This window comes from Acinetobacter sp. FDAARGOS_558, from assembly GCF_003937785.1.
Taxonomy (GTDB): Bacteria; Pseudomonadota; Gammaproteobacteria; order Pseudomonadales; family Moraxellaceae; genus Acinetobacter; species Acinetobacter baumannii.
Window position 1 is genome coordinate 3,462,912 of the sequence record NZ_RKJH01000001.1, and the last position, 14,076, is coordinate 3,476,987.

A 14,076-nucleotide genomic window follows, 5' to 3' on the forward strand; every position below is an offset into this window, starting at 1 on the left:
ATTGGGGCTATGTTTTTTTATATTTTAGTTGAGAATTAAAAGTATCCACTAAAGTGATTTAATGGATACTTTTAAGAATTTATGGTTGGGCAGAAACCCCACCTAAAGAATCGCACGCTGCTTTATAAAGTTGGTATTGCTGTTCTACGACTTCATCTAAGGGCATCGCGAATAATTCTTCACCATTTTTATAGCTTTCTACATAAGAGGTCGCTTTTTCCTTACTCACCGCTAAAGATTGCTGGTAATAAGAGTTGATTGAACTTGTAGAAATTTCATTTGTTTCAATATTTTTACATTGAAAGTTATTTAAAAGTTTTTCTGCACGTTTGACCTCACTTGATTGGCCAAAAATACACCCAGTTAAAAATACAAACGGTACTAACACGAAAAAGATTTTCATGGGAAAAATTTATAAGAGCGAGGATGGGCGCTATTGTATAAATAATTCCATGCTTTACTGTGGTTTTATGTTAGACATTGATGATTTTTTGACTCATTAAAATAAAAAAATTGTTTCTAAGTTTGTAATAGCCACTTTTTGCTTTTGGTGCATATTTTGCTTATCAAAAAAGCCATTATCAAAAATGAGCCAAAATGAATCGAATTCAACAAAATTTTCAGACTTCTTCAGCACCATTTTGGTATGCCCAGTTAGAACTGGGGTTTTGTTATGAAAACTCTCGCACCATAATGAGTCACAGAAAGCATTATGGCCCCGTTCGGGTGCAAAAAATGCTCTGGCCCGAAAAAACTGGGGTTTGTCATGCCATTATTGTTCATCCACCGGCTGGAATTGCAGGCGGTGATCATCTTACTTTTCAAATTGAAACAGAAGGGCAGGCGCATGCTGTAATTACCACACCGGGAGCGGGTAAGTGGTATAGAACAAATGGAAAACAGGCTTTCCAGCATATTTATTTGAATGTAAAAGATGATTCTATTTTAGAGTGGATGCCGCAAGAAACAATGCTTTTTGACGGTGCTTTAGCCCACTCTGAAACAGATATCCATCTTGAACAAACAGCAAGTTTTATTGGATGGGATATGTTGGTCTTGGGGCGGCAGGCTCGGGCTGAGAATTTTGTTCAGGGAAGCTATCACAACCAGTTTAAATTATGGCGCAAAAACAAGTTATTAGTTGCCGATACTTTATATTTTGAGGGAGGCGACCGCTGGTTAAGCTCGTGTTTAGGAATGAATAATCAAGCGGTAATGGCCAGCTTTTGGGCCGTGCCCCCTGAAAAATTCCGTTCTTCATTTTATTTAGAGCAACATATTGAACTCATCCGTGAACTTATTATGCGTATGGATGTTCCCGTGACGTTGACCTTATTAGAAGATGTACTGTGTGCGCGTTTTTTAGGAAATGATGTACGACGATGTCATGATGCTTTCGCAGCTATACGGGCTAAATTAAGACGTTATTGGTTTGATTTAGATGAAGAATTTCCAAGAATTTGGAAAACTTAAGTTACGTTAAATTGCGTATTTTAAAAACGATTAAAACCGGTATGCTGCTTTTGAGCACGCATTTTGCTTAAAGAAAATTAGATGCTATTTAGGAAAGAGATATGGAACTCAATCCAACAGAAAAAGATAAATTACTCATTTTTACTGCAGGCTTAGTGGCTGAGCGTCGTAAAGCACGAGGCTTAAAGTTGAACTATCCGGAAGCTGTTGCATTTATTTCTGCAGCCTTACTTGAAGGTGCACGGGATGGTATGACGGTGAGTGAACTTATGCACTTTGGAACGACTTTATTAAAGCGTGAAGATGTCATGGATGGCGTACCGGAAATGATTGCTGAGGTACAGGTTGAAGCAACTTTTCCTGATGGTTCGAAATTAGTCACTGTTCATCAGCCCATTGTATAAAAAGGAATACTTATGATTCCCGGTGAAGTTATTACTCCAGAAACTGACATTGAATTAAATATTGGACGAGAAACTTTGAAAGTTGTGGTGGCTAATCTTGGCGACAGGCCTATTCAGGTCGGTTCGCATTTTCATTTTTATGAAGCAAACGATGCCTTACAGTTTGATCGTGAGGTAGCAAAAGGCTTTCGGTTAAATATTGCAGCAGGCACAGCAATACGTTTTGAACCAGGACAAAGTCGAGAAGTAGAGCTTGTTGCTTTAGCTGGTAAGCGAGAAGTATATGGTTTTGCTGGTCGGGTAATGGGACGTTTGGATGAAAATGTTGATTAGAAAAGCAACGAAAGATGACACAGATACTATCGTTGCCATAATTGCTCCATATGTAGATCAAGTGATTGCAAATGACGAAGGGCACTCACGCTTTAAACCAGAAGTCATACAAACAATTTTTGATCGAGAAGATATTCATTATTTTGTTGGAGAGATTGATCAACAAATCGTGGGTATAGTTGCTTATATGGAACCCTCACATTTAATGCATTTTTTTATTAAAAAAACACATTTGAAATTAGGTCTAGGGCGACAGCTTTGGGATTTCATAGAAGAAAAAATTAAAAATGAAAATATAGACATTGAAAAAATTACGGTGAATTCAAGTTTTTATGCTCAAGATATCTATGAAAAATTTGGTTTTATTGTAAGTGGTGATGCTGCTGAAAAATGGGGAATCCAGTTTATCCCGATGACAAAATATTATGCTTTGCCATCAGAAAAATAAGGAACTAATCGTATGAAAATGTCACGTCGTGCATACGCAGAAATGTTTGGTCCAACGGTTGGTGATCGTATTCGTTTGGCTGACACAGTGCTTTTTATCGAAGTTGAGCAAGACTTAACGACATATGGTGAAGAAGTTAAATTTGGTGGCGGAAAAGTTATTCGTGACGGGATGGGACAATCTCAGCTTCTAGCTGATGAAGTTGCCGATACAGTCATAACCAATGCTTTAATTGTGGATTGGTGGGGAATTGTTAAAGCCGATGTGGGCTTAAAGAATGGACGAATCTGGAAAATTGGGAAAGCTGGAAACCCTGATATTCAACCCGACATTACCATTCCTTTAGGTGCTGCGACAGAAGTAATTGCGGGTGAAGGGCAAATTTTAACGGCAGGTGGTATTGATACTCACATTCACTGGATTTGCCCACAGCAAGTTGAAACTGCACTTATGTCGGGTACAACAACAATGGTGGGTGGCGGAACAGGACCTGCAGCAGGTACTTCGGCAACGACAGTGACTCCAGGGCCTTGGCATATTGCGACCATGTTGCAGGCGATTGATGATTTGCCTATGAATATTGGTCTATTGGGTAAAGGGAATTTAAGTTTACCTGACCCCATTCGCGAGCAAATTAAAGCAGGAGTAATTGGATTAAAACTACATGAAGATTGGGGATCAACTCCTGCGGCTATTGATAACTGTTTGAGCGTTGCAGATGAGTATGATGTACAGGTCGCAATTCATACGGATACTTTAAATGAAGGTGGTTTTTTAGAAGAAACGCTAGCGGCATTTAAAGACCGTACGATTCATACTTACCATACCGAAGGTGCGGGCGGCGGGCATGCTCCCGACATTTTAAAAGCAATTGGGCAAAGTAATGTCTTGCCATCTTCGACCAACCCAACACGACCTTACACGATCAATACCATTGATGAGCATTTAGATATGCTCATGGTATGCCACCATTTAGACCCAGCAATTGCTGAAGATATTGCTTTTGCAGAAAGTCGTATTCGTCGTGAAACCATTGCTGCTGAAGATATTTTACAAGACTTAGGCGCAATTGCCATGATGTCATCTGACTCTCAGGCAATGGGACGTGTGGGTGAAGTGATTTTACGAACTTGGCAAACTGCCCACAAAATGAAAGTACAACGTGGCCCATTAGAGGGTGATAATGAGTTTCATGATAACAATCGCGTTAAACGCTACATTGCCAAATATACAATTAACCCGGCAATTACCCATGGTTTAAGCCATGAAATTGGTTCGGTTGAAGTCGGAAAACTTGCTGATTTAGTGTTATGGAAGCCTGCGTTTTTTGGCGTGAAACCTTCCATGATCATTAAAGGTGGCATGATTGCAGCAGCGCCAATGGGTGACATTAATGCTTCAATTCCTACACCTCAACCAGTGCATTATCGCCCAATGTTTGGTGCTTATCCACGTGGTGTACATAACACCTGTATTACCTTTTTATCTCAAGTCGCAATTGATGAAAAAGTTGCTGAGAAGCTAAACCTTAAAAAGTTAATCAGTCCCTGTAAAAACACGCGTTCAATTACCAAAGCCGATATGAAACACAATACATATTGTCCTGTTATGCAGGTTCATCCTGAGACTTACGAGGTGCGGGCCGATGGTGAATTACTAACGTGTGAACCTGCTGACGTATTACCGATGGCACAACGTTATTTCTTGTTTTAATGAATTTATAGAGGTGATTTGCCTCATTACCTTATATATGAAAGAAATAAGTAAGGAGAGAAAAGCTAAATGAAAATTTACACCCAACGTCTTGAAGATATTTCTCCTGATCAAGCATTTGAAACGGTTGAGCTAACGTTTGATACCCGCCAAAAATCACGTTTTCGAGCGGCTTTAGCGAGTGGCGTAGATATTGGTGCGGATTTGCCACGTACCGGCATTTTGCGTAGTGGTTCATATATTGCAACGCAAGAGGGCGATGTATTACGTGTCGATGCCAAACCTGAACGGCTAATGCAAGTCACTGCTCAGACTGAATTTGATTTGCTTAAAGCGGCTTATCATTTAGGTAACCGACATGTGCCATTAATGCTGACACCAACAGCTTTATATTTTGAGCCTGATCATGTGCTTGCAGAAATGGTAGAAGGTTTGGGACTTACTGTGACAGAAACCGATCATCCATTTGAACCTGAAAGCGGTGCCTATGCACAGCATAGCCATGACCATCGTTTAAGTCCAATCAAAGCTTTACACCATGTCCACTCATAATGCTGCGCAATTACTGCAACTGCTGACATTGTCTTCTGCGGCATTACCAGTTGGAGCATATTGCTATTCGCAAGGTGTGGAAACCGCCATTGATATTGGCTTAATACACGATGAATCCTCGGCAATTGCTTACTTTGAAGAAGTGCTTGAAATGCTGCTAGTACGCTTTGAGTTACCTGTACTTAAACGTCTTATGCAATATTATGATGACCCAGATCAGTTTCTAATTTGGGCACATTTGTATAAGGCAAGCCGAGAAAGTAAAGAGCTTTTGGCCGAATCTCAGCAACTCGCATTTTCTTTAAATGCATGGATTAAAGATGTTTTAAAGAAAACAGTTGAGGTTAAAAAGCAGTTTGGTTTTGTGCCTGTCTATGCGCAGCTTTGCGGTCGTTTAGAACTTAAAGATGTGGATGTACTTACGGCGTATACCTTTACCGTTTTAGAAAATCAGGTTTTAGCCGCGGTAAAAACTGTCCCATTGGGCCAAATGGCAGGACAAAGAATTTTATGGCATTTGCATGGGCGAGTACCACAAGCTGTAGAGAAGGCTTTAAAACTTAAAGATGAGCAATTGAGTAGTGCTTTGCCGCGCTATGCCATGCTGAGCATGAAACACGAAACTCAATATTCACGGTTATTCAGATCTTAAGTTTAGGAAAAAGGATAAAAAATCATGACAGAACGTAGTCCATTACGAGTCGGAATTGGCGGACCAGTCGGTTCAGGTAAAACAGCACTTACACTTAACTTATGCCGTGCCTTGCGTGATAAATATAATATGGCAGTAGTGACAAATGATATTTATACCAAAGAAGACTCAAACTTTTTAACCCGTAATGAAGCGATGTCACCAGATCGTATTGTAGGTGTCGAGACAGGTGGTTGCCCGCATACAGCAATTCGTGAAGATGCCTCAATTAATTTAGCTGCGATTGATGATCTGTGCGAAAAATTTGATGGCTTAGAACTCATTATTATTGAAAGCGGTGGTGATAATTTAGCAGCAACATTTAGCCCAGAGCTTTCTGATTTAACTTTATATGTCATTGATGTAGCAGGTGGCGAAAAGATCCCTCGTAAAGGAGGACCGGGTATTACCAAGTCAGATTTACTGATTATTAATAAAACTGACCTCGCACCAATGGTGGGAGCAAACCTTGATGTCATGGACCAAGATGCAAAACGCATGCGTGGTGAAAAGCCATTTTTATTTTCAAACATGAAAACACAAGATGGGCTTGAAGAAATTATTCAATTTATTGAGAAGCAAGGGCTGTTTAAGGCTTAAGGAGTAACTATGAACTTCATTAAAAAATGGAGCGTTGGGCTCCTTAGCATGTTACCTGCGTTAGCTATGGCTCATCCGGGGCATGATCATGTACATTCAGGTTTTATGGCAGGCTTTATTCATCCGTTTACAGGGCTGGATCATTTAGTAATGGCTTTAGGCTTTGGTGTCTTGCTATGGTCGGCAGCCAAACAGTGGAAAATCGCTGGCGTCATCACTTTAAGTATCACCTTAGTGATCGGCTTTTTGGTAGGTGCTCACGGTTTGGTGCCCGCCAATGTTGCTGAATACGGTATTGTTGCTTCTTTAATTATTACAGCGATTGCGCTATGGACAAAATCAAATCGGATTTTACCTATCGCTGCCGCTTTACTCGCAAGCTTTCATGGTATGGCTCATGGTGTTGAGTTAGCACATGCAGGGCATATCGTGGCGTTAGTAACTGGTATGGTTGCTGGTATGGCACTTATCTATTGTAGTGGGCTTGCACTCGGTGCAGTATTTACACGTTATGTGCCATATGGCAAAAAAATTGTAGGTGCCTGTGCAGCACTTGTTGCAGTGATTGGTTTGAGTTAATTAAAACTTTGTAGCGAAAAAGGTAGCTTAAGGCTACCTTTTTATTCGTTTACTTTTTGGTAAAGCCCTGCATGGACTGTACCAGCTTTGGTTGTTTTAACTTGCTGCCATGTTGCAGGAAGGTGAAGCTGAGATAAATCTCGGTCAGCTTCAACATAAATGTACCCATTATTTTTAATATGGATGTCTGCTAAGTGGGCAAGTTCTTGCCATAAATTAAGACTATAAGGAGGGTCTAAAAAAACGACATCAAACTGTTCTTTTAAGCGTGGTAAGGCTTGTTGAGCAGTTGCATTAATTAAATGGCAATTCTGCGCTTTGAGCATTTGAATATTATCTTTTAAAAATCGTGCCTGAGTCTTATCTGGCTCAATCATATAAACAGATGCAGCACCGCGCGATAATGCTTCAAAGCCTAATGCCCCAGAACCTGTACAGATATCTAGAACATGAGCGTTTTGAATGTCCCACATAAGCCAGTTAAATAAAGTTTCGCGGACACGATCGGGAGTTGGTCTTAATCCTTCAATACTGGCGAATGGTAAAACTCGTCTTTTCCATTCGCCCCCAATAATGCGTAATTGATTTTTCATTATTCATCGACCTCGTTTGTAGCAGGACGAGTTGGTGTTGCCTGTGGAGTAGAGGCTGCTGCGGAAGTCGGAGCAGAGGTCGCAGGAGTAGAGCTGGCACTTTCATTACCACTTGGGAGTTCACCCGGTTTAATCCCAGCAGTCATCAAGCCACCATTAACCTGATGGTTGGCTGGTCGAATCGGATTTTTCTTACGGGTTAATAACCAGTAATCAAACACGGGTTTAGCAAGTTGGGCTGCTGAACCACCATGACGGCCATTTTCCCAAATAACTGCAATAGCGATTTCTGGTTTATCAGCCGGAGCAAAGCCAACAAAAAGACCATGGTCAAGTTGGCGTTCACTAAGCGCAGCTTCGTTATAACGTTTGCCTTGAGCAATACTTTTAACCTGTGCTGTACCTGTTTTTCCGGCAATTTGATATAGGGGTGTACGGATACCACGACCAGTACCTGATTGAATTACATCAATCATGGCTTCTCGCATTTTTACCCAATCTTCATCTGTACCATTGAAATTAATTTTTCCATCAGGTGCATTACGTACGGTAAAAGGTTTTGCACCATGGGTTGCACGTAAAACATGTGGAACTACATGCGAGCCGTGGTTCGCCGTAATGGCAGTTGCCATGGCGAGTTGTAAAGGAGTTGCGGTAAATGCACCTTGACCAATACTGACTGAAATCGTTTCACCTTTCATCCATTTGGATTTACGTGTACGCATTTTCCATTCAGGATTTGGATATAAGCCTTCACTTTCACTTGGTAAATCGACACCTGTTTTTTGGCCAAAGCCAAATTGGCGCATCCATTGGTTCATCTGATCGATGCCCATTTGATTAGCCAAAATATAAAAATAGGTATCACAAGACATGATAATGGCTTTGTGCATGTTCACGATGCCATGACCGGTTTTTTTCCAGTCACGGAATTTGTGCGAGTCACCCGGTAAATGGAAATAACCAGGGTCGGAAATAGCAGTAGCCCAATCAACAATTCCATAATGTAAACCGCCCATCGCTTCCATTGGCTTAATGGTTGAACCGGGAGGGTATACACCTTGTACTGCACGGTTATAAAGAGGCTGATCTATATTGTCACGTAGAGAACTATAATCTTTATGATTAATACCCGTCACAAATAAGTTAGGGTTAAAGCTTGGACTTGAAACCAACGCAAGAATTTCACCGGTACGCGGGTCTATCGCAACAATTGCACCACGTCGACCAGCGAGTTGTTGCGACGCGACAACTTGCAAACCATAATCTAATGATAAGTAGAGATCGTTACCACGGGTTGGGTCTTTACGACCTAAGTGACGCAAAATATTACTATGAGCATCTGCTTCTACAGACTCATACCCAGGTGTTCCATGAAGTAAATCTTCATAGCTTTTTTCTACACCAATTTTACCAATTAGGTTTGTTCCAGCATATAAATCTTTATCAATACTTTTTAATTCTTTATCGTTAATACGGCCAACATATCCAATCACGTGAGCAAATAAATCACCATGTGGATAATAGCGCGTCATTTGGGTTTCAATTCTAACCCCGGGGAACTTGTATTTAACTTCACTAAATTTGGCAATATTTGTCTCGGTCAAATTCAGTTTAATGGCCACACGTTCAGTTTTACGTGCTGTTTTAATGCGGCTTTTAAAACGATCTACATCTTCTTGAGTGAGTTCTAAAATAGGCTGTAATTGTTCAATAACGGTATCAACGTTCTCAACATCTGCTTTACTTAATGTTGCGGTAAAAACAGGGTAATTATCTGCCAGTAAAACCCCATTGCGGTCATAAATATAACCACGAGCAGGTGGAAGGGGTTGTAGGCGAATACGGTTTTTATCCGATGCCGTCGAGAACTCATCATAATGAAAAATTTGTAGATAAGCGTATCGGCTGGCTAGTACCAATAAACAGATAATCACAAGCCCTACGGCAAAAAATATACGACCTCGATAAATGCGCTTTTCTTGCTGGATATCTTTTAAAGGAAAGTGCTGTTTCATACGGATCGACTTAATGACATAGGGTGAGAAAAATAGCTGCTTATTCTAACGCAAGCGCACTTAAAATATCGCATATTTTTCAAAGTTTCAGTGAAGAGGCAAATTGGCTTTTTTGACTTTGTAGACAACAAAATTGTAGAGTCTTGTATATAAGAAGCAAAATAATTCTGTTAAAGTCTCTCATTCAATAGAATAGGGTTGTTCTCACCATACGATTAGGGAAAATGGAGAAAATAATGAGAAAAATTTATCCCTTACTTGCAGTTTTGACAGTAAGCAGTTGGGCACATGCGCAAGAATACTCATTTCTTCCAGAAGCAAAATTAGCAGATCATAAAGCATCTACCTGGAATGTAGGCGCCGGTTTTACACAAAAATTGTTACATCTCAATGGTGAGTGGGTAAATCCTTATGGAATTGCTTACGCAAAAGTTGGTGCATTTTTAAATGGCGATAAAACTGCTGGAGGGCAAGTCGGATTCCGCTATCCGTACTACCTTACTGGAACAGATAAAAATGGTTACTATATTGGCTTTTACGCTGGACATCTTGATAGCAAATCGGTAGACGGAGATTATAAATCTCGTTTAGGGGCTGGTGTCGATTTGGCATATGTATTGTTGAATTCAGAAAGAATTAGTACGTTTAGTGTGGGTATCGGCGCAGCGGAAAAATTAACGGACCAGAATGGTGATGTTGCTGCAGATACTAAACCACAAATTCAATTTTCTTATTCTCTAAGTTTTGGTTTATAAAACAAAGCAGTTTATCGTTAACTCGCCATAAGCAGAGCACAAATAAATACGAGAGTCTTACATGTTAGAGTACGTCAGCGGATTGTGGCAGACCTTTTTACACAGACCTGATTTTTGGGCCGTTTTGAGTATCATTCCGGTCACTGCCTTTGTCACATGGGCACATGTGTGGATGGCTTTAAAAATGGTGTTTTACCCAATCAAGTTTTGGGGATTTCATTTAGGTCCTTTACCAGTCGGCTGGCAAGGTATTGTGCCACGTAAAGCTGGACGTATCTCTGGAATTATTACCGATAATACTTTATCCAAGTTAGGTTCTTTGCGTGAGTTTTTAGAGGCAATGGACCCTGAAGACATGGCGCGTATTATTGGTGAGCAAGTCGGATTTGAACTTGAGCATTTGATTGATGAAGTCATGATCGATCGTAATGCAGTGCTTTGGGAAAATTTACCTTATTCGATTAAACGCCGTATTTATGCTCAAGCGCATAAGCAATTACCAGGTGTACTCAGAGAATTAGTGACTGAGCTGACTATGAACGTTGAGTCACTGGTTGATATGCGTGAAATGGTGGTGAGCCAAATGGAAGGTGATCGCCGTTTAATGGTACGTATGTTTTTAAAAGTTGGACAAAAAGAAATCAACTTTATTTGGCATATTAGTGCACTAATCGGGATGTTCTTTGGTGTTTTCCAAATGGTGGTCTGGTTTGTGGTGCCTTGGCATTGGACAGTACCGTTTTGGGCGTCTATTTGGGGCTTTTTAACTAACTGGATTGCAATCTGGATGGTATTTAACCCGATTGAACCGCATTACATTCGTTATCCGCAAATATTTAGATTAACAAAAGATCGTAAGTTCCCTTGGATTGTACCTGTTTTACGAATTGGTACTTATAATGTTCAAGGGGCTTTCATGAAGCGTCAAGAAGAAGTTTCAGAAGTCTTCTCAAGCGTAGTGACAGAAGATCTGATTACGTTAAAATCAATTATGACAGAAATGATGTATGGTTCACGCAAGGACAAAACGCGTCGTATTGTTAAACGTCATATTAACGAAATCATGGAAACTCCACTTGTTCGAACATCTTTACAGCTTTCTTTAGGCCCAAGAGAGTATGCAAGGTTAAAGACGGACTTGATTGATCGTTCAATTGAAATTACGATGGGACCGGTATGTGACCCTGCACTAAATGCAAGCCGGGCACAGAAGATTTTTCAAATGTTTAAAGAGCGTATTCGTGAACTAACACCAAAAGAGTTTCAGAATTTGTTACGTCCAGCATTTCAAGAGGACGAGTGGATTCTTATTGTACTAGGTGGGGTAACCGGATTTATTGCTGGTACAATACATTTGTTTGTGGCTTTCTTATAATTCGAAGTCGGGCAGGATCTATTGAAGATCAATGAAACTAAATCTGCCGGACCTCACATTCATTGTTTTAAATGAGGATGTTTTTTATGCGCATTATCTTACTCGGACCACCTGGGGCAGGCAAAGGTACTCAGGCTCAGTTGATCTGTAAGCGCTACAATATCCCACAAATTTCAACCGGTGATATGCTCCGTGCTGCAATTCGTGAAGGTACTGAATTAGGTTTAAAAGCTAAAAGTGTGATGGAATCTGGCGGTTTAGTTTCAGATGAACTCATTATCGGTTTAGTAAAAGAACGTATTGCTCAACCTGACTGCGTGAATGGTTGTATTTTCGACGGTTTCCCACGCACTATTCCTCAAGCAGAAGCTTTGGAAAAAGAAGGGATCAGCATTGATCATGTAATCGAAATTGATGTACCTGATGAAGAAATCGTAAAACGTCTTTCTGGTCGTCGTCAGCATCCAGCTTCTGGTCGTGTTTATCACGTTGTATACAATCCACCTAAAGTGGAAGGTAAAGATGATGAAACTGGTGAAGATCTTGTTCAACGTCCAGATGACCAAGAAGAAACAATCCGTAAGCGTTTAGCGTCTTATCACACGGAAACAGAACAATTGGTTGGTTTCTACCAAGGTCGTGCTGCTTCTGGTGAAAACGCGCCAACTTATGACAAGCTTGATGGCTTGCGTACAATTGAAGATGTACAAAAAGATTTGTTCAACATCTTAGACAAATAATTTAATATTATTTGTAATACCGAGCCCTCTTTGTGAGGGCTCTTTTCTTTCATTAAGTGCAGGAGAATGATTTGAAAATCATTTTGATTTTGGTGGTATTGCTGAGTCTGGCACTATTGTTATTTTTACTGTATCAAAGCTACAAAATGCTGAGAAAAGTACAAAAACAAGCGAAAGAAGAAAGAAAACAGCAAAAGCGTTTAAAGTAACCAAATTGGGTATAAGCTATACCCAACTTTTATTCTGCCTCAATATTTTTAACCGCAATTTGTTTTTGTGCACCAAACTCAAAGCGGTCCGGCCAATTACATACATCAGCAACCACGCACTCTGAACATTTTGGTTTACGGGCAATACAGCAGTAACGACCATGTAATATCAGCCAGTGATGTGCATCTAAAATAAATTCTTTAGGAATGACTTTTACTAGGCGATGTTCAACTTCCAGAACATTTTTACCTATTGCTAAGCCCGTCCGATTTCCAACACGGAAAATATGTGTATCGACAGCCATAGTCGGCTGACCGAATGCGGTATTTAAAACTACATTGGCTGTTTTACGGCCTACGCCTGGCAAAGCTTCCAAATCTTTTCGGTTACTTGGAACTTCACCGTTAAACTGCTCCATTAAAATCTTACAGGTCTTGATAACATTTTCGGCTTTTGCGTTATAAAGACCAATTGTTTTAATGTACTCTTTTAACCCGTCTACGCCTAAGTTATAGATTTTTTCAGCGGTGTTCGCAACAGGATAGAGCTTATCAGTTGCTTTGTTCACGCTAACGTCGGTTGCTTGCGCCGATAACATAACGGCAATGAGCAATTCAAATGGTGATGAATACTTTAATTCGGTCTGTGGAGAAGGTCTTTGTTCACGAAGGCGTTCAAAGAAAATTTGAATCTGCTTTTTCGTCATATTTTTGACGGCCATTCAGACCTCCTGTAATTGAATGAGTTGCTGTTGTAGTTCATCAAGTTGAAGACGCTTTTTAGCATCTTCTCGAACACTGAGCTGCTTTTCCAACTTTTTAATTTGTGTGCGAATTTTCGCTAATTCAATTGTGGTTTTTGCATCGTTTACAATCGCTTCTTTTGGCTTCTCGATGAGCTGAATTGAAGGTAAATCATCAAGTGCTTGAGAGAACTGTGCAAACAGCTGGGTATCGATTTCAGCACGTACAACAGGGCCTTTGCGGTGAATACGGCGTTTTTCTTCACGTTGAATATGCGCGTAATAACGTTGTCGTAAATCATTTTGCTCCGCAATGCGTTGCTGTTCGCTTGGCAATGCTTGAGTGTCTTCGACTAGATCAATACAGTCAACTGGGCAGGGTGGAATACATAACTCACAACCTGTGCATAGATCAGTCAAAATTGTATGCATGAGCTTACCACTACCAATAATGGCATCTACTGGGCAGGCATTAATACATTTTGTACATCCGATGCATTCATCTTCGCGAATAATTGCCTTCATGCGTTGTGGGCGTCCATCCGCCTGTACAGGCCAGACACTCGTTTCAGCAGGTAATAATGGGCGATTTAATAATTGTGCTAGTGCATCGGCCACTGGCTGTCCACCAGGAACACATTTATTTGCTTCTTCACCTTCAGCAATGGACTTTGCGTAAGGTAGACAGCCGTCACGGTGCCCACACAGACCACATTGTGTTTGTGGTAATAACGCATCAATCTCGCGTATGAGAGAAATAGATGGATTCATAGAGGAAAATAGCTTGCTTAAAACGATGCGATAATGAAGAAAAACCTAAGTAAGGTCAATGGATTTTAACGAATTTATT

18 protein-coding genes are annotated in these 14,076 nt (G+C 40.4%); 13 read left to right on the forward strand and 5 right to left on the reverse strand.

Translation table 11 applies throughout. From position 1 onward, the window contains the following. Window positions 1-79: 79 nt before the first annotated feature. Window positions 80-403, reverse strand: a complete 324-nt coding sequence (locus EGT34_RS16675; protein ID WP_000688337.1) for a hypothetical protein — start codon at window positions 401-403, stop codon at window positions 80-82. Between the two features lie 194 nt (window positions 404-597). Between EGT34_RS16675 and EGT34_RS16680 the strand changes: the two genes are divergently transcribed. From EGT34_RS16680 to EGT34_RS16720, 9 genes are all read left to right on the forward strand, one after another. After that, on the forward strand, window positions 598-1,473 hold the full coding sequence (locus tag EGT34_RS16680) for an urease accessory protein UreD (protein WP_001984367.1): 876 nt from the start codon (window positions 598-600) through the stop codon (window positions 1,471-1,473). A gap of 101 nt (window positions 1,474-1,574) precedes the next feature. Beyond that, on the forward strand, window positions 1,575-1,877 hold the full coding sequence (gene ureA, locus EGT34_RS16685; protein WP_000422460.1) for an urease subunit gamma: 303 nt from the start codon (window positions 1,575-1,577) through the stop codon (window positions 1,875-1,877). A 12-nt stretch (window positions 1,878-1,889) separates the two neighbouring features. Continuing rightward, window positions 1,890-2,210, forward strand: a complete 321-nt coding sequence (locus tag EGT34_RS16690) for an urease subunit beta (protein WP_000612139.1) — start codon at window positions 1,890-1,892, stop codon at window positions 2,208-2,210. Continuing rightward, window positions 2,200-2,658: a GNAT family N-acetyltransferase gene (locus EGT34_RS16695; RefSeq protein ID WP_024437178.1), complete on the forward strand. Its 459-nt coding sequence runs from the start codon at window positions 2,200-2,202 to the stop codon at window positions 2,656-2,658. The genes EGT34_RS16690 and EGT34_RS16695 overlap by 11 nt, the downstream gene beginning before the upstream one ends. A gap of 12 nt (window positions 2,659-2,670) precedes the next feature. Next, window positions 2,671-4,371, forward strand: coding sequence for an urease subunit alpha (gene ureC, locus EGT34_RS16700; protein ID WP_000784174.1), 1,701 nt, complete (start codon window positions 2,671-2,673; stop codon window positions 4,369-4,371). 69 nt (window positions 4,372-4,440) lie between these two features. Further along, window positions 4,441-4,923 carry an urease accessory protein UreE gene (gene ureE / locus EGT34_RS16705; RefSeq protein WP_000708731.1) on the forward strand — a complete coding sequence of 161 codons (483 nt, stop codon included), beginning with the start codon at window positions 4,441-4,443 and terminating at the stop codon, window positions 4,921-4,923. Next, window positions 4,910-5,575: an urease accessory protein UreF gene (locus tag EGT34_RS16710; RefSeq protein WP_000103629.1), complete on the forward strand. Its 666-nt coding sequence runs from the start codon at window positions 4,910-4,912 to the stop codon at window positions 5,573-5,575. Before ureE ends, EGT34_RS16710 begins: the two co-directional genes overlap by 14 nt. 24 nt (window positions 5,576-5,599) lie before the next feature. Continuing rightward, window positions 5,600-6,214 carry an urease accessory protein UreG gene (gene ureG / locus EGT34_RS16715; RefSeq protein WP_000140200.1) on the forward strand — a complete coding sequence of 205 codons (615 nt, stop codon included), beginning with the start codon at window positions 5,600-5,602 and terminating at the stop codon, window positions 6,212-6,214. A gap of 9 nt (window positions 6,215-6,223) precedes the next feature. After that, window positions 6,224-6,793, forward strand: a complete 570-nt coding sequence (locus tag EGT34_RS16720) for a HupE/UreJ family protein (protein ID WP_001009286.1) — start codon at window positions 6,224-6,226, stop codon at window positions 6,791-6,793. A gap of 41 nt (window positions 6,794-6,834) precedes the next feature. Here EGT34_RS16720 and rsmD read toward each other — a convergent pair whose 3' ends face one another. Together rsmD and mrdA are read right to left on the reverse strand one after the other, a co-directional pair. Further along, entirely contained in the window at window positions 6,835-7,386 is a 552-nt protein-coding gene (rsmD, locus tag EGT34_RS16725; RefSeq protein WP_000795849.1) for a 16S rRNA (guanine(966)-N(2))-methyltransferase RsmD, read from the reverse strand. Further along, the gene (mrdA, locus tag EGT34_RS16730; protein WP_000809155.1) at window positions 7,386-9,404 is read right to left on the reverse strand and encodes a penicillin-binding protein 2; all 2,019 of its coding nucleotides are present in this window, start codon (window positions 9,402-9,404) and stop codon (window positions 7,386-7,388) included. Before mrdA ends, rsmD begins: the two co-directional genes overlap by 1 nt. 236 nt (window positions 9,405-9,640) lie before the next feature. Between mrdA and EGT34_RS16735 the strand changes: the two genes are divergently transcribed. From EGT34_RS16735 to EGT34_RS16750, 4 genes are all read left to right on the forward strand, one after another. Further along, window positions 9,641-10,159: a hypothetical protein gene (locus tag EGT34_RS16735; RefSeq protein WP_001227327.1), complete on the forward strand. Its 519-nt coding sequence runs from the start codon at window positions 9,641-9,643 to the stop codon at window positions 10,157-10,159. Window positions 10,160-10,220: 61 nt separating this feature from the next. Further along, window positions 10,221-11,534 carry a membrane protein gene (locus EGT34_RS16740; protein WP_000895449.1) on the forward strand — a complete coding sequence of 438 codons (1,314 nt, stop codon included), beginning with the start codon at window positions 10,221-10,223 and terminating at the stop codon, window positions 11,532-11,534. Window positions 11,535-11,620: 86 nt separating this feature from the next. Continuing rightward, window positions 11,621-12,274: an adenylate kinase gene (gene adk / locus EGT34_RS16745; protein WP_001220244.1), complete on the forward strand. Its 654-nt coding sequence runs from the start codon at window positions 11,621-11,623 to the stop codon at window positions 12,272-12,274. Window positions 12,275-12,345: 71 nt separating this feature from the next. Continuing rightward, window positions 12,346-12,483, forward strand: a complete 138-nt coding sequence (locus tag EGT34_RS16750; RefSeq protein WP_000691574.1) for a hypothetical protein — start codon at window positions 12,346-12,348, stop codon at window positions 12,481-12,483. A 29-nt stretch (window positions 12,484-12,512) separates the two neighbouring features. Here the strand turns inward: EGT34_RS16750 and nth are convergent, their stop codons facing one another. Continuing rightward, the gene (gene nth / locus EGT34_RS16755) at window positions 12,513-13,205 is read right to left on the reverse strand and encodes an endonuclease III (protein ID WP_000279329.1); all 693 of its coding nucleotides are present in this window, start codon (window positions 13,203-13,205) and stop codon (window positions 12,513-12,515) included. Beyond that, window positions 13,206-13,997 (reverse strand): RnfABCDGE type electron transport complex subunit B, encoded by a 792-nt coding sequence (locus EGT34_RS16760; RefSeq protein WP_001069885.1) that lies wholly within the window; start codon window positions 13,995-13,997, stop codon window positions 13,206-13,208. Between the last annotated feature and the right edge of the window lie 79 nt (window positions 13,998-14,076).